The organism is Methylobacterium sp. J-067, assembly GCF_022829465.1.
In the GTDB taxonomy this organism is placed as follows: domain Bacteria; phylum Pseudomonadota; class Alphaproteobacteria; order Rhizobiales; family Beijerinckiaceae; genus Methylobacterium; species Methylobacterium litchii.
In genome coordinates, this window is the sequence record NZ_JAKSXZ010000054.1 from 58,507 (window position 1) to 77,289 (window position 18,783).

9 protein-coding genes and 1 pseudogene are annotated in these 18,783 nt (G+C 67.0%); 8 read left to right on the forward strand and 2 right to left on the reverse strand.

Translation table 11 applies throughout. The annotated features are described in order from the left end of the window. Nucleotides 1–102 precede the first annotated feature (102 nt). Together MKK52_RS05085 and MKK52_RS05090 are read right to left on the reverse strand one after the other, a co-directional pair. Nucleotides 103–312 (reverse strand): DUF2934 domain-containing protein, encoded by a 210-nt coding sequence (locus MKK52_RS05085; protein ID WP_243952737.1) that lies wholly within the window; start codon nt 310–312, stop codon nt 103–105. Between the two features lie 174 nt (nt 313–486). Next, on the reverse strand, nt 487–3,207 hold the full coding sequence (locus tag MKK52_RS05090; RefSeq protein WP_243952738.1) for a PAS domain-containing sensor histidine kinase: 2,721 nt from the start codon (nt 3,205–3,207) through the stop codon (nt 487–489). A 276-nt stretch (nt 3,208–3,483) separates the two neighbouring features. Between MKK52_RS05090 and MKK52_RS05095 the strand changes: the two genes are divergently transcribed. The 8 genes and pseudogenes from MKK52_RS05095 (at nt 3,484) to MKK52_RS05130 (ending at nt 18,307) form a co-directional block, all read left to right on the forward strand. Next, a complete protein-coding gene (locus MKK52_RS05095; protein WP_243952739.1) occupies nt 3,484–5,718 on the forward strand; it encodes a CHASE3 domain-containing protein in 2,235 nt (744 codons plus the stop codon). 358 nt (nt 5,719–6,076) lie between these two features. Next, nucleotides 6,077–8,482, forward strand: coding sequence for a PAS domain S-box protein (locus MKK52_RS05100; RefSeq protein WP_243952740.1), 2,406 nt, complete (start codon nt 6,077–6,079; stop codon nt 8,480–8,482). 145 nt (nt 8,483–8,627) lie between these two features. Continuing rightward, nucleotides 8,628–9,647: a PAS domain-containing protein gene (locus tag MKK52_RS05105; protein WP_243952741.1), complete on the forward strand. Its 1,020-nt coding sequence runs from the start codon at nt 8,628–8,630 to the stop codon at nt 9,645–9,647. A gap of 87 nt (nt 9,648–9,734) precedes the next feature. Continuing rightward, nucleotides 9,735–10,438: pseudogene (locus MKK52_RS05110) on the forward strand (IS5 family transposase). 375 nt (nt 10,439–10,813) lie between these two features. Further along, entirely contained in the window at nt 10,814–11,809 is a 996-nt protein-coding gene (locus MKK52_RS05115) for a nucleoid-associated protein (protein ID WP_243952742.1), read from the forward strand. Beyond that, the gene (locus tag MKK52_RS05120) at nt 11,806–13,239 is read left to right on the forward strand and encodes a hypothetical protein (protein WP_243952743.1); all 1,434 of its coding nucleotides are present in this window, start codon (nt 11,806–11,808) and stop codon (nt 13,237–13,239) included. The genes MKK52_RS05115 and MKK52_RS05120 overlap by 4 nt, the downstream gene beginning before the upstream one ends. A gap of 265 nt (nt 13,240–13,504) precedes the next feature. Then, nucleotides 13,505–16,852 (forward strand): DEAD/DEAH box helicase, encoded by a 3,348-nt coding sequence (locus MKK52_RS05125; RefSeq protein ID WP_243952744.1) that lies wholly within the window; start codon nt 13,505–13,507, stop codon nt 16,850–16,852. Nucleotides 16,853–17,017: 165 nt separating this feature from the next. Further along, a complete protein-coding gene (locus MKK52_RS05130; protein ID WP_243952745.1) occupies nt 17,018–18,307 on the forward strand; it encodes a flavin monoamine oxidase family protein in 1,290 nt (429 codons plus the stop codon). The last annotated feature ends 476 nt before the right edge of the window (nt 18,308–18,783 follow it).

Genomic DNA, 18,783 nt, shown 5'->3' on the forward strand with positions numbered 1-18,783 from the left:
GGCAGGGCCGGGTCGCCCGCCCTGCTTCGAGCCGCCTGCACAGGGAGGGGTGACGGCTCGGCAGAGGGCAAGATGCGCTGCGAGGAAATCGCGCAGACTTCGCTACCTGCCTTCCTCTTCGCCGGGGGCCGTGCCGGTCGATTTCCTCGCTTCCCGCTCCGCCATCAACTCACGCCTGGCCATGAGCCAGAACTGCATCTCAAATCCTTCGGGACGGTGATGCCGCTCCCAAATGTCATAGGCCCGTTCACGGATTTCCCCGTCCGGGATCGCCCCTGATTGAGGGGGCGGGTTGGAAGGTGGCTTGGACATCGTCGGAAGTTGGTTTTCCTCATGAAGCGGGGTGCCACATAGCCTTCGGGAAACGATCCGGGCAGTCGCGCCAAGTGTGCCATTATCCCGCCGAGCGAAATGGGTGGTTCGCGATATCGCCCGGCCACCGCGTAAGACGACGCGGTTCGCCCGCAGTCGGACGGGTCGCGCGGCTCAAGCCTCGGCGATGAGGTCCTTGATGCGGGTTGCGAGCGTCTCCAGCACGAACGGCTTTGTCAGAACCTGCATGCCCGGGCGCAGGTAGCCGTTCCCGAGCACGGCGTTCTCGGCGTAGCCGGTGATGAACAGCACCTTCAGGTCCGGCCGCCGCTCGCGACCGGCATCGGCCATCTGGCGCCCGTTCATCCCGCCCGGCAGGCCGACATCCGTGACCAGCAGGTCGATGCGCACGTCCGATTGCAGCACCTTCAGGCCGGCGACGCTGTCGGCGGCCTCGATGGCGGTGTAGCCGAGATCTTCCAGCACCTCCGTGACCAGCATGCGTACGGAGGGCTCGTCGTCGACGATCAGCACCGTCTCGCCCTGGCCCGCCAGTTCCGCCTCGGCGAGCCGGCGCGCGACCTCGGCCTCGTCGGCCTCGCCGTAGTGACGGGGCAGGTAGAGGCACACCATCGTGCCCTCGCCGACCTCCGAGTAGATCCGCACCTGCCCGCCCGACTGGCGGGCGAAGCCGTAGACCATGGACAGGCCGAGGCCCGTGCCCTCGCCGGTGGGCTTGGTGGTGAAGAACGGCTCGAAGACCTTGTCGATCAGGTCCGGCGCCATACCGGTGCCGGTGTCGCTCACGCAGACGCTGAGATACTGCCCCGGCGGCAGGTCGTGCTGACGGCCGCCGACCTCGTCGATCCATCTGTTGGCGGTCTCGATGGTGATGCGGCCGCCCTCCGGCATCGCGTCGCGGGCGTTGATGCACAGGTTGAGCAGGGCGTTCTCCAACTGCCCCGGGTCGATCAGCGCTGGCCACAGCCCGGCGAGGCCGACGACCTCCAGGTGGACGGCCGGGCCGACGGTGCGCCGGATCAACTCCTCCATGTCGGTGACGAGGCGGTTCACGTTGGTCGGCTTGGGGTCGAGGGTCTGGCGCCGGGAGAAGGCGAGGAGCCGGTGGGTCAGCGCGGCCGCACGCCTGGCAGCGCCCTGGGCGACCGTCATGTAGCGGTCGAGGTCGCCCATCCGGCCCTGGCTCATCCGGGTCTGCATCAGTTCCAGCGAACCCGAGATGCCGGCCAGCAGATTGTTGAAATCGTGGGCCAAGCCACCGGTGAGTTGACCCACCGCCTCCATTTTCTGCGATTGCCGCAGGGCTTCCTCGGTCCTCGCGAGGGCTTCGGCTTGCCGCTTGATCTCGGTCACGTCGCGCACGGAGGCGTAGATCAGGCCGTCGCGCGGAACCGCGTTCCAGGACAACCAGACGTAGGTGCCGTCTCGGTGGCGGTAGCGGTTCTCGAAGGTGAGTTGGGCCTCCCCGCGCGAGAGCCCACCCGCCGCCGTCACGGTCGCCGCGAAGTCGTCGGGGTGTACGAAGTCGAGGAAGGGCCGCGCCTTCATCTCGGCGTCGGTCCATCCGAGGGTCCGGGGCCAGGCCGGGTTCAGGCTGACGAAGTATCCGTCGAGGTTGGCCACGCACAACAGGTCGGAGGAGGCCTGCCAGATCTGGTCGCGTTCCGCGGTTCGAGCCGCGACCTGGCTTGCGAGGTCCGCCTCCGTTTGCACCCGGGCGGTCACGTCCTGCACGAAGACGTGGTAGCCGTCGACGCGACCATCGGCGGCACGGCGAGGCAGGTAGCGGATCTCGGCGATGCGGGAGCGCCCGTCGCGGTACGGCCATTCCATCTCGAAAGTGACGGATTCGCCGGCCAGCGCGCGTTTCATGAATGGCTCGCGCGCGGCGTAGCCGTCCGGGGTAAGCAAGTCCCGGACGTGTCTCCCGATGACCTCGTCGGGCGGCAGGAAGAACCAGTCCTCGTAGGCCCTGTTGGCGAACCGGTAGACCTGGTCCTCGCCGATAAAGGCGATCAGCACCGGCAACGCGTCCGCGATGAGGCGGAGCTCGCGTTCTCCGGCCTCGGCGCGACGCTCCATCGCCCGGCGTTCGGTGATGTCCGAAAAGAACACGGCGACGCGATGCGTGGCGGGATCACCGGTACGAAGGGCGTGCACGTCGAACCAGCGCCCGAACACATCGGCGTAATGCTCGAAGTGAGCGGGCTCGCCGGTCAGGGCGACGCGTCCGTAGGTGTCGAACCAGTACCGTTCGAGGTCGGGCGCGAACTCGCTCACCCACTTGCCCGCGACGTCGGCCCCCGTCTGCCGCACGAAGGCCGGGTTGGCCTCGACGATACGGTAATCGACGGCACGGTCACCTTCGAACCTCATCTCGATGACGCAGAAGCCGACCTCGATGCTCTCGAACAGGGTCCGGTAGCGCGCCTCGCTCTCCCGGAGCGCGGCATCGGTCAGGGTGCGCTCGGTGACGTCGTGGCCCTCCACGAAAATGCCTTCGACCCGACCGTCCGAATCGGAGATCGGCTGGTAGACGAAGTCGAGGTATCGCTCCGTGACCGGACCGCCGGGAACGGGTTGCAGGTCCAGCCGCGCACCCGTGGCACGGTGCGGCTTGCCCGAGCGGAACACCTCGTCGAGCAGGGCGACGTAGCCCTGGACATCGGCCTCCGGTAGCACCTCGGCTACGGCACGCCCGATGACGTCGCGACCGTCGACGGCGCGTTGGTAGGCGGCGTTCGTCAGAGTGAAGCGATGTTCCGGGCCACTTAGCAGGGCGATGAAGCTCGGGGCCTGCTCGAACATCTGCGCGAGCGAAGCCGAATGCCCACGCAGACGGCGGACCTCGGCTTCGAGCTCTGCGCGGGACATGCTTTCCAGGTCTGGTTGTGGCGCGTTCATGCGGGCTGGATAGGTCTCGTCCGGATCGCACGCGACGGGCCGAGGAACGCATCCGTGGTGGACCGAAGCCTGCGCACTGATCAATGAAGACCGCGATAGGTAGGGCGTGCCGCCGACGGGTGAAAGTTCGGCCACCGATGCGCTCGCAATTATCCCGCAATCGCACCGTAGTGCTCCACGGTGACCTTGCCGGCTTGGACTGAGGTCGCGCCCGGCGTGCATGCCGGCGGGTGCAGGCGAGTGATCATGACCCAGTACCTCGTCAGGCGCGCCAACATCCTGGTCCTCGGCGTGCTCGTCACCATTCTCGCCCTGGTCGGCGCGGTGACCTGGGAGCGCCTCAACGCCTCTCGGGAGGCCCGGGAGGCGTCGCAGCACAGCTATCACGTGCTTGCCACCACAAAGGATCTCGCAATCGCCTTGCGCGACGCCGAACGCGGACAACGCGGTTACATCCTCACCGGCAGGGACGAGTACCTCGCCCCCTACGACGCCGCCCGTGACCGCCTCGGCCTGCTCCAGGGCGAATTGCAGAAGCTGACCGCCGACAACCCCGCGCAACAGCAGCGCATCCGCGCCCTGGCGCCGGCCATCCAGCACAAGCTGGAGGAGCTCGCCCAGACCGTGCAGGCGCGCCGTGACGGCGGGTTGGAGACGGCCCTGCGCATCGTCAACGGCGACGCCGGTCGCGCTCACATGCAGAACGCCGAAGCCTTGCTCGACGGCATGCTCGCTGACGAGCAGCGGCTGCTCGATGAGCGCCTCGCCCAGAACGACGCCCGGGCGGCCTGGGTGCGCTGGATGGTGATCGCCGGGTCGGCGCTTGCGGTCCTGATCCTGCTCTGGGCGGCCCGCCTCCTGAACCAGGCCTGGTCGCGTTCCTCCGGGGCGGAGGCCGAGCAGCGCGCCCTGGCCCTGCGCCTCCACACTACCCTCTACAGCCTCAGCCAGGGCGTCGCCGTGTTCGGACCCGACCGCAGGCTCGCGCATTGGAACGAGTGCTTCCAGGTGCTGCTCGACCTGCCGAAGGCGATGCTGGGGCCCGGCACCGCCTACGGCGTCTTCGTCAAGCACACGGGCGAGCCCGGCCGCGCGGCCCTGGAGACCGAGGATCAAATCCGGCACGGAAGCCGGAATCCCCGCGAGGCGGTCACCTACGAGCGGGAACGCGCGGACGGGCACCACCTGGAGATCCGCCGGACGCCGATGCCAGATGGCGGCTTCGTCCTGACCGTCTCGGACATGACCAAACGAGCCCAGGCGGAGGGCGTGCTGCGCGAGGCGCAGAAGATGCAGGCGGTCGGGCAACTGACCGGCGGTATCGCTCACGACTTCAACAACCTGCTGCAGGTCATCCTCGGGAACCTGGAGTTCGTCCGTGCGAAGCTCGACGGCGACGCCCGACTGCAACTGAGGATCGAGCGGGCGGCATGGGCGGCCCAGCGCGGGGCCACGCTGACGGGACAACTCCTCGCCTTCGCCCGCAAGCAGCCGCTCGCCCCGGCGCCCGTCGACCTCGCGGCGACGATGCCGGATCTCATCCCGCTCCTGCGGCGGACCCTCGGCGAGCACATCGAGGTGCGCTACGTCGAGACCGCGGGTCTGTGGCCGGCGATGGCCGACCCGGCCCAGTTGGAGAGCGCGGTCCTAAACCTGGCCCTGAACGCTCGGGACGCGATGCCCGGGGGTGGAAGGCTCACCATCGAGCTCGGCAACAAGGTCCTCGACGAGGTTTATGCCCGGGACCACGCCGAGATCGTGCCGGGCGACTACGCCATGGTCGCGGTCTCCGATACCGGCCACGGGATGACGCCGGAGGTGGTGGCCCGCGTCTTCGAGCCGTTCTTCACCACCAAGCCGGACGGCAAGGGGACCGGGCTCGGCCTCGCAATGGTGTTCGGCTTCGTCAAGCAGTCGGGCGGCCACGTGAAGATCTATTCCGAGCCCGGCGAGGGCACGACGGTGAAGATCTACCTGCCCCGGGCGGTCGGGACGGTGGCGGCGGCGGGGCAGCGAAGCGCCGTGCCGGTGGAACTGCCGCGCGGCTCGGCGACGGTGCTGGTCGTGGAGGACGAGGCGGGGGTACGAGAGATCGCATGCGCGATCCTGGCTGACCTCGGCTACCAGGTCCTGGATGCGGCCGACGGCGAAGAGGCGCTCAGGGTGTTCGGGGCGAACGCGTCGACCGTCGACCTGCTGCTGACCGACGTGGTGCTGCCCGGCAAGGTGCGGGGGCGCGAACTCGCGGAGCGGGTCCAGGCCTTGCGGCCGGAGGTGCGGGTCGTGTTCATGTCCGGCTACACCGAGAACTCCATCGTGCACCACGGCCGGTTGGACGACGGGGTGCATCTCGTGGGCAAGCCGTTCAAACGCGAACAGCTCGCCCGCAAGGTCGCCGAGGTTCTTGGAAACGCTGGATCGGCGGCCCCCGAGGCCGCGAACGTCGTGGCCTTGCGCCCCGCCAGGGACGCCGCGCCATGACGTCCATGATCGCCTCTAACGCCCGTTGATCGGGCCGGGGGGCTGGGGCGCCGGCGGCTCGCTGGGCGGGTCTCCTTCCGGGGGAGCCGGGTCCGGCGGCGGGTCGCCGATGGGCGGAAGCGGGTCATCCCCTGGTCTTGGCGTGTCCGACTGCATGAGGTCCCCCATTCACGGCTCCCGAACGCGGGAGCGAACCCCAACGCGCTGCGTTCCCGAATGTCCCGGGCGTTGACCGACTATTAGGCGCGGATCGACACCGTGAAACCGTGCATCGACCCGTGCCGCGTCGCCGCGCTGCCCACCCCCGACCGTTGTCCCCGGCAAATCCCAACGGTACTCACGCCCGCGAGAGGAGCCTATGGACCCGGAGATCGACAGGCTGCGGCGGCGCGAGCGCGAGCTCGAAGCACGCATCGCGAGGCTTGAGTCCGAGCGGCAGGACGGCCTGCGCCGGCCGGGCCACGGGCAGTTCACCTCGGCTGCGTCTACCGACCTCCTTTTCACGGCGGCGGAGAAGACCCGCATGCCGCAGATCATCACCGATCCGAACCTACCCGATAACCCCATCGTCTTCGCCAATCGGGCCTTCCAGAAATTGTGCGGTTACGACGCCGCCGAACTTATCGGGCGCAACTGCAGATTTCTCCAGGGGGTCGACACCGACCCCGCCGATGTCGCCAAGGTCAGGGACGCCATCGCGGCCCGGCGCGACGTCGTCGTGGAGATCCTGAACTACCACCGCGACGGCACGCCCTTCCGCAACGAGCTCTACGTCAGCCCGGTATTCGACGCGGACGGGAACCTCCGATACTTCTTCGCCAGCCAACTCGACGTCACCCGCTTCCGGACCGCCGAGGGCGTCCTCGCCGAGAGCGAAGCCCGGTACCGGGCCCTGTTCGACGCCGTCGACAGCGGGTTCTGCGTGATCGAGATGCGGTTCGACGAGGCGGGACGGGCGGTCGATTACCGCTTCATCGAGGTCAACCCGGCCTTCGCGACGCAGACTGGCCTGCAGGACGCCGTCGGACGCTGGGCGAGTGACGTCGTTCCGCGGCTCGAACGCTCGTGGTTCGACACTTACGGCGAGGTCGCGCGGACCGGCCGGACGGTCCGCTTCGAGAGCGGGTCCGTCACGATGGGACGCTGGTTCGACGTGCACGCGCTCCGGGTGGGCGAGCCGGAGCAGGCCCGGGTCGCAGTGCTATTCAACGACATCACCGACCGCCGCCGTCTCGAAAGTCACCTTGAGGCCACCGCCCAGGAGCGCGCCGACGAGCGCGACATGGTCTGGCGTGCCAGCCGGGACCTGTTCGTCGTCTGTGGCGTCGATGGGTTCTTCCGCAAGGCCAACGTGGCATGGACCCATTTGCTGGGATGGGAAGCCGGGGAGGTCGTCGGCGCCCGCTTCGACGCCTTCGTTCACCCGGACGACCGCCCGGAGGCCGGTTGGGCCTTCGAGCGCGTCAGCGGCGGGCATCCGTTGCAGGACGTGGACGTTCGCGTAAGGGCGCGAGACGGCGGGTACCGCTGGGTCTCCTGGAACGCCATCCCGCGCGGCGACCACTTCTACGCCGCGGGGCGAGACATCACCGAGAGGCGGGCGCTTGAGGAGCAGTTGCGCCAATCCCAGAAGCTGGAAGCGGTCGGGCAGCTCACGGGGGGCGTGGCCCACGATTTCAACAACCTGCTGACGGTGATCAAGTCCTCGACCGACCTACTGAAGCGTCCCGACCTGGCAGAGGAGAGACGGCAGCGCTACGTCGGGGCCATCTCCGATACCGTCGACAGGGCCGCCAAGCTCACCGGACAGCTCCTCGCCTTCGCACGGCGCCAGACACTCAGGCCTGAGACGTTCGCCATCGACCGCGCCGTGGCCTCGGTCGCCGACATGGTGGGAACCCTCACCGGCTCCCGCGTACAGGTGGAACTCGACCTGCCGGCAGGCGGGCCGCAGGACCTGCACGTGAACGCCGACCCGAGCCAATTCGACACCGCACTGGTGAACCTCGTCGTGAACGCCAGGGACGCGATGGACGGTGAGGGCCGCCTGCGAATCGGCCTCCGGACGGCTGGCCGCATCCCTGCCGTCCGGGCGCACCCGCCGCAGCGCGGGGACTTCATCGCGGTGTCGATCACCGACACCGGATCGGGCATCGCGCCGGAGAACCTGGAACGCATCTTCGAGCCGTTCTTCACCACGAAGGGTGTCGGTCAGGGAACCGGGCTAGGCCTGAGCCAGGTGTTCGGGTTCGCCAAGCAGTCGGGTGGCGAGATCGTCGTCGAGAGCACACTCGGCCGGGGCACGACCTTCACCCTCTACCTTCCGCGGGTCGCCGCCACGGCCACCGCCTTGCCGGACGCCGAGCCCGAGCCACTCGCGGAAGGACATGGCACCTGCGTCCTCGTCGTTGAGGAGAACCTCGAAGTCGGCGCCTTCGCGCAGCAGGCCCTCAAGGAACTGGGCTTCTTGACGGTCTGGGCGACGGACGCGGGCAAGGCGTTGGCCGAAATCGAGCGCATCCCCTACCGCTTCGAGGTGGTGTTCTCGGACGTGATGATGCCGGGGATGAACGGAGTGGAGCTCGCCGGGGAGATTAGACGGCGAAGGCCGGATATCCCGGTGGTGTTGACCTCCGGGTACAGCGACGTCCTGGCTGCCGAGGGCACGCATGGTTTCGATCTGCTGCGCAAGCCCTACTCGGTCGCCGACTTGTCCCGAATCCTGCGACGCGCCATCCAGGACGCACGAGCGGAACGGGACTGATCGACCGCACCGGATCGAGGGCCGGACCAGCCGGGTTTCAATTCACACAGAGGTCAGGGTGTCTCACTTTGTGCCGGTTTCCTGACGGGTTAGACGTACGGCAAGGCGGGGGGCTCGCCGAACGGGGAAGCTGACGAGACGAGGCATGACGGAGTACACGGCGCTTGGCGCCGAGGTCGGGTCGACCGGTTCACTGCGCATGGCGGACCTATACCGCCGGCACGACGGGGCGTCGACGTCCTTGGGTAGGCGCGAGGCGTGGCCGTCGGTCCTGTGCACCACCGTCGACATGATGCTCGCCTCGCTGCACCCCATGTGCGTCATGTGGGGGCCGAGGCGCATCTTCCTCTACAACGACGGCTACGCGGATATCCTCGGTGCGCGGCACCCCAGCGCGTTGGGCCTGCCGACCGAGGACGTCTGGCCCGAGCTTTGGGATGTCCTGGTGCCGCTGGTCGACCGGACCTTCCGCGGGGAGAGCTTCGCCTTCCGCGACCAGCCGCTCACGATGACGCGCAACGGCTTCGAGGAGCAGGTCTGGTACGACTTCGCCTATTCGCCCCTGCGCGACGGGCGCGGCGAGGTCGTCGGCCTGCTCAACGTGACCTCCGACTGCACGGCGAGGGTCGTCGCGCAGCGGGAGCGCGACGCGGCGTCCGAACGGCTTCGGGCGAACGAGGGGCGTCTCGCCGCCCTCGTCGAGGCAAGTTCGGACAGCCTCTACTCGATGAGCCCCGACTGGCGCGAGGTCCGTGCCGTGCAGGGTCGCGGCTTCATACCGGACACCGACGCGCCGAGCGTGCGATGGATGGACGACTACTTGTTCCCGGAGGATCGGGCCGAGGTCCATGACAGGATCGAGGAAGCGGTCGCGCGGACGGAGCCATTCGAGATGGAGCACCGGGTGCGCCTCGCCGACGGGACCGCCGGCTGGATCTTCTCCCGCGCCGTCCCCGTGAGGGACGAGGAGGGCCGCATCGCGGAATGGTTCGGCATGGCCGCCGACGTGACCGAACGGCACCGTGCGGTGGAGCAGTTGCGGGAGAGCGAAGCGTTCATGCGTGGGGTGCTCGCCTCCTCGAACGACTGCATCAAGGTCCTCGACCTCGACGCCAAGCTAGGGTGTGAACCGAACCAAGGCGTTGCAAGGGTTCTAGTTTTGTGATTCAGAGCCGCTGTTTGCAGCACTGAGGCGGCGATGGCGGACCTGTTCTGGCTCTCGGACGAGCAGTGGGCGGTGATCGAGCGGTTCATGCCCAAGAACCAACCCGGGCCGGAACGGAACGACGATCGGCAGGTCATCTCCGGCATCCTGCACGTGCTGACCTCGGGCTGCCGCTGGCGCGACTGCCCGGCAGCGTATGGTCCGCGCACGACCGTCTACAACCGCTTCAATCGCTGGTCCCGCCGCGGCTTCTGGCGGGCGATGCTCACCGCGCTGGCCAAGGGCGGATGGGTAGGCGAGGCGGCCGCCATCGACAGCACCTACGTCAAGGCGCACCGCTCGGCGCATGGCGGCAAAGGCGGGCTCGTGCGCAAGGCATCGGCCCGTCGCGCGGCGGCCAGACGACCAAGATCCACGCCCTCACCGATGTCCTCGGCCGCCCCGGCGTCCTCCTGCTGACGCCCGGCAACGCCAGCGACGTCACCACCGCCCCAGCCGTGCTCGCCGAGGCTCCCGGTCGGGTCCGTCGCCTGGCCGCCGACAAGAGCTACGACGCCGACTGGCTTCGGGCCGACCTGCGGGAACAAGGCATCACGCCGATCATCCCGGGCAAGCGCGGCCGCAAGCGGAAGATCCGCCACGACAAGCGCCGCTACCGCGAACGCTGGCGCATCGAGGCGACCTTCGATCGCCTCAAGGACTTCCGTCGCATCGCCACCCGCTACGACAAGCTGGCCCGCAACTACACCTCGGCCGTCGCCCTCGCCGCCGTCATCGCCTTCTGGTGCTGATTGAGTCCTGACCCTAGCTTGGCGTGGCCGATGTGGCCGTCGGAAGTGAAGAAAATTTGGGGCACGTCAGCCTCACGCGGGCGCGGAGGCTCGGCACACGGCGGGGCACTCCGGGGTCAGTCGGACGGGTGCAGGCCTGCGTGTTTCATGGCGGCAATTCCTTCGATGGTTGACCCTGTCCTGGCCGGGGCGCGAGGGCAAGCCTGGATGCGACTGTCCACAGCGCGCCTAAGCATGGAGCGATCCAGCTAGCTTGAATGGCCTGCGAGTTCATCGCATCGGCCACGCCTCTGGCATGTCGACCCTACTATGCTAGATTGGAACAAAGTACGAACCTATGCACAATGGCCGGGTTTGTGACCGGGGGCACTCAGCATGCCGACTTTGACGGACGCGGAACGGGAAGGGCTTCGTGTCGAGAACTTTATCTTCCACGCGGTCCACCATGGCGTTCCGGATTCTGGCCTTTTCAACGAGGTGGCCATCGGTGGATACGAGCCCTTCTTCCTCGGCCGGGTCATCGAGACCCTGAAGGGCAACCGGTACGAGTTCGAGCCTACCTCCCGAACGAAGGCTTCCCTGCAGAGCATCGAGGCGAAGCCTTCCGACTTCGTCGAGACTTCGAAGGACCTTGCTCGCCGCTTCCACAAGGATGACGGTCGCTTCAAGCGCGGCGTGCTCATTGTGACGACACTGAAGACAGGGACCCGCAGGCTCCATTCCTTGATCAAGCTCGATTACGAGGACGAGGTCATCACCTTCGACGACAAGGACGCGAAGGCGACGTTGAAGGCGGTGATGCGGCCGCTCGGTCGTTCCCCGAAGGCGCTCCAGAAGTCCGCGCTGGTCGAACTGGCAGGCGGCGGAGGCAGCCTCATGGTGGTCGACCACGGCAAGCGCTCGGGCATCACGGATTTCTTCGGGGATTTCCTCGGAGTGCGGCGGCTGCTTGGCGCGCCCGAAATGACGTCAGCCGTCACGAAAGCCGTCATCCGCACCATCCAGCAGCACAGCGAGGATTTGCCGGTTGAGATCACCTCCCGCGCCAAGCCACTGATCGCAGAAACGGCGGCAAAACAGCCCGACTTCGAGTCACCGAAATTCTTCGCGGCGGTCTTCGGTACCCATGGCACGGCCGCGATGCAGGCGACCTTCGAGGCAGCCCTCGAACAGCAGGGCATGGCCGGCGAGGCCTTCACCTTCGACAAGGCATCCCTGCCGAACGATGGCGGAGCACGCCGCTACGTCACCAAGGAACGCGTCACCATCAACGTGCCCGAAGGCGCGCACGATACGGTCAGCATCGAGACGAACAAGAAGACCGGCGTCAGCACGGTGACCATCCGTTCGAAGCAGGTCATCGAGCGATGAGCGTCGGCGTCGGCGAGGCGCTGCGCCGGCTGTTCAAGGACCTTGCCCGCGTCTCCGGGGAGACAGTCTCGGAAACGGTCGAGGTCTGTCGCATAGACGGCGTGAAATGCGCCTCACAGGCCATGCTCTCACGCATGCGGGAGGCAGCCCTTGGGGTGGAGGCCGGGGGCTTCGGCACGCTCGTCGTCTTTGGGCAGGTCGCTGGCAAGCTCGATGTCGCTACCGCCTCGTTCGATGAGGTATCCGCAGGCAAGGTCGACCTCCGCTTCGAGAAGGCGGCCCGCGGCGGCTGGTACTGCTTCGTCACCGTCGAGGGCTTCGGCGTCGCATTGGACGAGGACCTGATCCCGACACCCGCGATTGTTGCCGTTGCGGAGAGGTTTGCGCCCTTCGCATCCGTGGCGATGTCGGTGACCACCTGGGAAGGGGCGCAGATCCCGCCCGTTCCCGTTGCGGGGAAGGAGGCGCCGCGGCCGCGCAAGTTCATCCGGGACCTTACCGGTGGGCTCGTACCCAAGTCCGTGGAGCCATGGCTGCTGACGACCCCGCCTAAGACGGGATCCCCCGTATTCGAGACTTGGTCGGAGGTGGCGGCGCGTCAGCTCGCCAACGCCCTACCGGCCGAGCTCCGCGAGGTGGAGAGCGAGGTGAAGGTGGTCCTCAAGGGACCGCGTTCCGCGCCAATCGATCTCACGGTCGCTCCGGCAGGCTGGGGGCCGAAAGCCATTCAGGTGCTGTCAGATGCGGCGTCGTGGGTCTACTCCGACGAACCGAAGTCAGCCGAGACGCGCTTCCTATTCCTCAACAATCACCTTTCCCTGGCATGGCGCGACGGCCACCGGTGGCCGGAGGGCTTGCTGCCGGTGTTGGGCGAGGCGCTCGTCAGCGCGCGCGAGGCTTACGGTTTCCATATCGAGGGCGAGACCAAGGACGCGCTCAAGTCGCTCGGAGACCTGCGCAAGAGCATCCAGGAGGACGTCTCGAAGGCCCAGGGCGCCACACGCGACCTCATAGGGGCGCTATGGCGGGACTTCGCCATAGCCGGCATCGTCCTCGCCTTTCGCTCGCCCGTCGCGCAACAAGCCACCGGGGCTTCAGAGGGCCTGCGCTACGTCGCGCCGGCGACGGCAGTGCTGCTGCTTCTGAGCCTGCTCGTCACGGTAACGTCGAACTTCTGCTTCGACATCCTCGCGAAGTGGACGCGCGAGGATTGGCGCAGAAAGATCTATCCGTTCGTATCCGACAAGGAATGGAAGCGGCTCGTCACGACACCCATCGCAAGAACACGCTGGGTATACCGGCTGACGCTGCCGTTCGTCGGGACATTCTATGGCGTGGCGATTTGGTACCTCTACACCATCACCGACCAGGCGATCCTGGCCAAGGCACAGACCCTCTACGAAAGTATCAGGGCATGGACGGGCTGGTGAACACCGGCTGAGGCAACGGTAGGTTCCCTGGCATCGGCGCCAACTCTTTGCAGTTTCCGTGGGTCGAGGCGAGGGCCTCCTCAACCCGACCTAGCCGTGTACATCCACGGCGTAGCCCGCCGGACAGTCGAACGAATAGTGTACGGAACCCACTAACCCCTTGAGCGAGCTGGCCTCAGCCTCCATGCTGCCCCCCGGGATCGTCGTGCGGGATTCGGCCGCTCGAAGTACCTTGGATCCCTAGCCGCCTGGGAGGCGGTATCGGATGCTCGACCTGTTCGCGCACGAAGTCATGGCGCGCCTGCCCGCGGAGTACCACTGGCGCGGGCGGGTCGCCGGTAACTTGATCTCGCAGCTGGCCGCCCCTTCCACCGATCGTCCGATACGCTTCATCGAACGGAGGATCCGAGAGAGACGCATCTACGTCGGCGACCCCGGGGATGGCGAGAAGATCGCCTTGCTCCCGCGGTCGTTGCAGAAGCCCAAGGACTGCACCAGGGCAGTCGTTGTCGGCGGTATCACCGCCTACGGCGATATCGAGGGGGCGCTCAAGCGCGACGGGGCGAGATGGCACGGCTCCCGGCCGCAAGCTCCCGGAAAGGTCACCGCGGCGGCATGCGCGGACATCCACCGCGACATCCGGGCGACCTGGAATGACGCGTTGCGGCTCGTGCCGGAGAAGTACGACGAAGACGAGCTGGTCTCGCCCGGCTTCAGGCCGCCCCAGATCGGCGCCATCCACGCGGTGAAGGCGCACTGGATCGTCTCGAACGAGCCCGCGACGCTGGTCATGCCGACCGGGAGCGGGAAGACGGAGACCATGCTGGCGGTGCTCGTCTCGGAACCCATTGAGCGACTGCTCGTGGTGGTCCCGACCGACGCCCTGCGAACGCAGGTCGCGGGGAAGTTCGCGGACTTCGGCGTGCTCAAGCGGACCGGCTGCCTGAGCGAGGATGCCGCCTATCCCATGGTCGCCGTGATGAGGAAGGCCCCTGCAAGCATCGCCGAGGCCGAGGATCTGTTCCTCCGGGCCCAGGTGGTCGTCACGACCATGGCGTCCATGACGCGGATGGGCGCGGAGATACAGGTCAGGGTCGCCGAACTCGTCACCCACCTGTTCGTCGACGAGGCGCACCACATCGGGGCGGACACCTGGAAGGCCTTGAAGGGGCGCTTCACCCAGAAGAAGCGCAGCATCCTCCAGTTCACGGCCACCCCGTACCGGAACGACAATCGCCGCGTCGACGGCAAATTCATCTTCGCCTACCCCCTGCGGCGCGCCCAGGAGGACAGGCTGTTCACGAAGGTGAACTACGAACCGGTGTTCGAGACCCGGCAGGATCGAGCCGACCTCGCGATCGTCAAGCGGCTCGGCAAAACGCTGGAGCGGGACGAGGAGAACGGCTTCCTGCATCTCGCGATGGCCCGCACGGACACCATCGCGCGGGCCGAGGTCCTCCTCGACCTCTACAAAAAGCACCTTCCCGACTATCCGGCGGCCATGGTGCACAGCAAGATGCGCCCCAAGCAGCGGGCCGCCATCATCGACGAGCTGCGGGATAAGAAGATCAGGATCATCGTCTGCGTCGACATGCTCGGCGAGGGCTTCGACCTTCCCCTCCTGAAGATCGCCGGCCTTCACGACCGGCAGGCGAGCGAGACGATCACCCTCCAGTTCATCGGCAGGTTCACGCGGAGCCAGAAGGGCCTGGGCGAGGCGACCGTGATAGCCGCCGTCTCCCTGAAGGACCCCCGGGAGTGGCTCAACTCGCTCTATCGGGAGGACGCCGACTGGAACCACCTGCTGCAGCTGCGCAGCGCCTTCAAGACGGAGCGCCAGAGGCGGCGCGAGGCGTTCTACGTCGGCCTGGACAACCGGTTCGACCATATTCCCGAGGAGGCGATAGCGCCGAGGCTGAGCACGTTCGTCTTCAGGACGAAGTGCGACAGGTGGCAGCCTCACGCCCTGACCAAGCTGGAGCGCGGGAGGGTCCTCGTCGTCGAGGATCCCGTGGTCCAGCCCGAGCTGTCGCTGGTGATGATGGTGACGCGGCACGAGGACAAGCTGCGATGGGCGCGGGTCTTCAACCCCGCGAACGTCGTCTACAACCTCGTCATGGCGCACTGGGACGAGGACAAGGGCCTCCTCTACGTCCACAGCTCGACCGTCGACGGCATCCAGCTTCAGATCGCCAAGATACTGGCGGGCGACGACGTGATCCCCCTCGGGGGGGAGGACATCTTCCGGGTCCTGCACGGTTTCCGGCGGATCATGCTCACGAACCTCGGGGTGAAGGAGACGGACGCGAAGCCTGTGCGCTTCCAGCTCTCCGCCGGCATCGACATCACGGAACAGCTTGAGAGGATGACCGACAACCGGACGAGGGTGAAGACCAACCTCTTCGGTACCGGCTTTGTGGACGAGCCCCTCTTCCCCGATGAGGACGACGAGACACTCGAACCCGCCAAGAGCAGCATCGGCTGTTCGACGAAGGGGAAGGTCTGGTCGCAGGACGCTACCGTGCATCCCGGCGAATGGGTAGACTGGTGCAGGCAGGTCGGCCCCAAGATCGTCGACGAGAACATCACCACCGAAATGGTGCTTCGGAACGTCCTGAGGCCGAAGCGGCAACAGGTTCGCCCGGAGGGCAAGATCCCGATCTCGGTGGAGTGGCCGGAGAGCGTCCTTCAGGGTGACGAGGAGCGGGTCGAGCTATTGTTCGACGGCCATGCGGTCCCGCTGGCGGACTGCGACATCGAGCTGACCGCCCACGAACCGACCGGGCCGATTGCCTTCCGGATCGCGACGGAGGGACACGAGGCCCGGTTCACCGCGGACATCCGTGAGGGGGCGGCGGTCTTCGGACAGGTCGGCAAGCCAGTCCGGGTCCGTCGCGGCGAGAAGGAGAGGTCGGTCACCGACCTGTTCCGCGAGGATCCGCTGACCATCAGGTTTACGGACGGGGCTGCGCTCATGGGAGCGGACCTGACCGAGTCCCCGGGGGACGACGTCCCGTTTTTCGACCTAGAGATGATGAAGGGACACGATTGGGGGACGGTGAACCTCAAGAAGGAATCTCAGGGCCCGGAACGAGACCCGGAGAGCATCCAGTACGCCGTGATTGAGCGCCTCAAGGCGAGCCCCGTGGGATACGACCTGATCTTTGACGGGGACGGGTCGGGCGAGGTTGCCGACGTCGTCGCGATAAGGCGCCAGGGCCGGACGCTCGACGTCGAACTGTATCACTGCAAGTATTCCATGAAGCCGGCGGCGGGCGCCCGGGTCGATGACCTCTACCCTGTCTGCGGCCAGGCTATGAAGTCGGTCCGCTGGGCCGACCCCCGTAGCAGGTTTCTGCATCAGATGCGGCGGCAGGAAGAAAATCGGCGGGCAGGCGGCGGGGACAGCCGCTTCGAGGCGGGCAACCGGACGCTGGTGGATGACTGGCTCACCAACCGGCGCGACTTCGCCACTCGCTTCAAGGTCGTGGTCGTCCAGCCCGGATACCGAAAGTCGAAAGCGGACCCGAGCCACCTCCCGATCCTGGGAGCGGTGAGCGGTTACCTCATGTCGACCTATCGGATCGGGTTCGAGTTCTGGGCCAACGAGTGATCTGTCGACGCTGAGGAACTCAAACGTCCGTTTCCGGGTCAGGCGGCCCATGGGACCGCGGCGCGCAGCGTTCAGGGAGCTGCGCGGGAGTGAAGATCCAGAGCCGTGCTGCGCATCGGCCGCATGTGCCTTGGAAGCCAGGGCGGCTGACCTCACCTTGGTCGCATGGCCAGCGAGTTTGACGTCATCATCGTGGGAGGAGGAGCCGCCGGCATCGGGGCTGCGCGGAGGTTGGCCGCCCAGGGCGTATCGGCCTTGCTGCTGGAGTCGTCCCCGCGCTTCGGGGGCCGCGCGTACACCCAGGACCTCGGAGGCTATCCCTTGGACCTGGGGTGCGAATGGCTGCATTCGGGCGACCGCAACGCGTGGGTCGGCATCGCCGAGGCCGCCGGTTTACCCGTCGACCGGAGCGACCCGCCGTGGGCTCAGGCGCATCCCGGCATCGCCCGGAACGAGGACGACGAGGAATCGGCGCGGCAGGCATACGGCGATTGGGAGGAAAGGCTCCGCGCGGTCACGAAGGGCAGCGACCGCGCCAACGACGCGATGGAGTCCGACAATCAGTGGAACGCCTATGTACGGGCCATCGCCGGCTTCATGAGTTGCGTATCGCCCGAGGACATCTCCGCCACCGATTACCTGGCATACGACGATGCCTCCACAGGCGAGAACTGGAACCTGCCGCTCGGCTACGGCACGCTCGTCGCCGCCAGCCTGCCGCCATCGACGGCCCTGCGGCTGGCCACCCCCGCCGAGCGTATCGACCTGACGGCGGACGGCGTCGCCGTCGCGACGCGCGCCGGCACCCTTCGCGCCGAGGCCGTCATCCTCACTGTCTCGACCGCGGTCCTGGCAGGCGACGCCATTCGCCTGCCCCCCGGGACCGAGCCCTGGCGCGAGGCGGCCGCCGTCCTGCCGCTCGGCCGCAACGAGAAGGTCTTCCTGGAGATCGGGCCTGGCGCCGCGTTCGGGCCGGACTCCCACGCCTACGGAAACCTGCGCGACGCGAGGTCGGCGGCCTACTCGATCCGGCCGAACGGCTGGCCGGTCATCGAGGCGTTCCTCGGGGGAGAAGGAGCCCGCATACTTAGGGAGGAAGGCCCCGCCGCCGGGTTCGCCCACACCAAAACCGAGCTGGTCGGCCTGTTCGGTAACGAGGTGGCCTCGGCCATCCGGCCCCTCGCGGCGACTTCGTGGAGCCGGATGGCCACCATCGGCGGGGCTTACAGTTGCGCCCTGCCAGGAGAGGCGCGGGCGCGGGCGCGGCTGGCTCAGCCCTTCGAGGACCGTCTGTTCTTCGCGGGCGAGGCGACGCATCCCTTCGACTTCACGACCGCCCACGGGGCGCACGACAGCGGGGTGCGGGCCGCCGACGAGGCCCTGGTGGCGCTCCACGGCAGGGTCCGCGCCGGACGGCGCGACGCGCTCGCCGCGGGGACACGGGCGGCCGGATAGCGCACTGGTCTCAGCGTCCCAGCGCGAAGCAGCCATTCTGCTCCCGACCCAACTCCGTCGGCCTGACGACGGCACAAGCATACTGAAAGCGGACATTCCTTCCTACCTGTATTCCCTAGTGGAGAAAAGGAAGGGCATTCTCTGGGACAACGTCACATCCGGTGGCGATCGTCAGCTCGGCCTTCAGCGTATGACGTGCGCCGGCGATATCAAACTTCATGAATAAAGCCCCCTACCCGATAGATTAGGTGTAGTGTCGCCTGTTTGGTCGCGCTCACCGCGCAACTCAGGCACCTGGGAAGCGTAGACCATTAGGTTTTGTGCAGTAAATATCGATGAAGGAGATGTACGTAGCTCGCGATAAATTTTTCGCGAAGTTCGTCAGGATCGGGGCTTGGCAAGCTTCTGACGGAATGGCCTAGGAGTTAGAGGAGTCGATGCGATGATGCAGAACAGAATTCTTGTATGCGCTCATC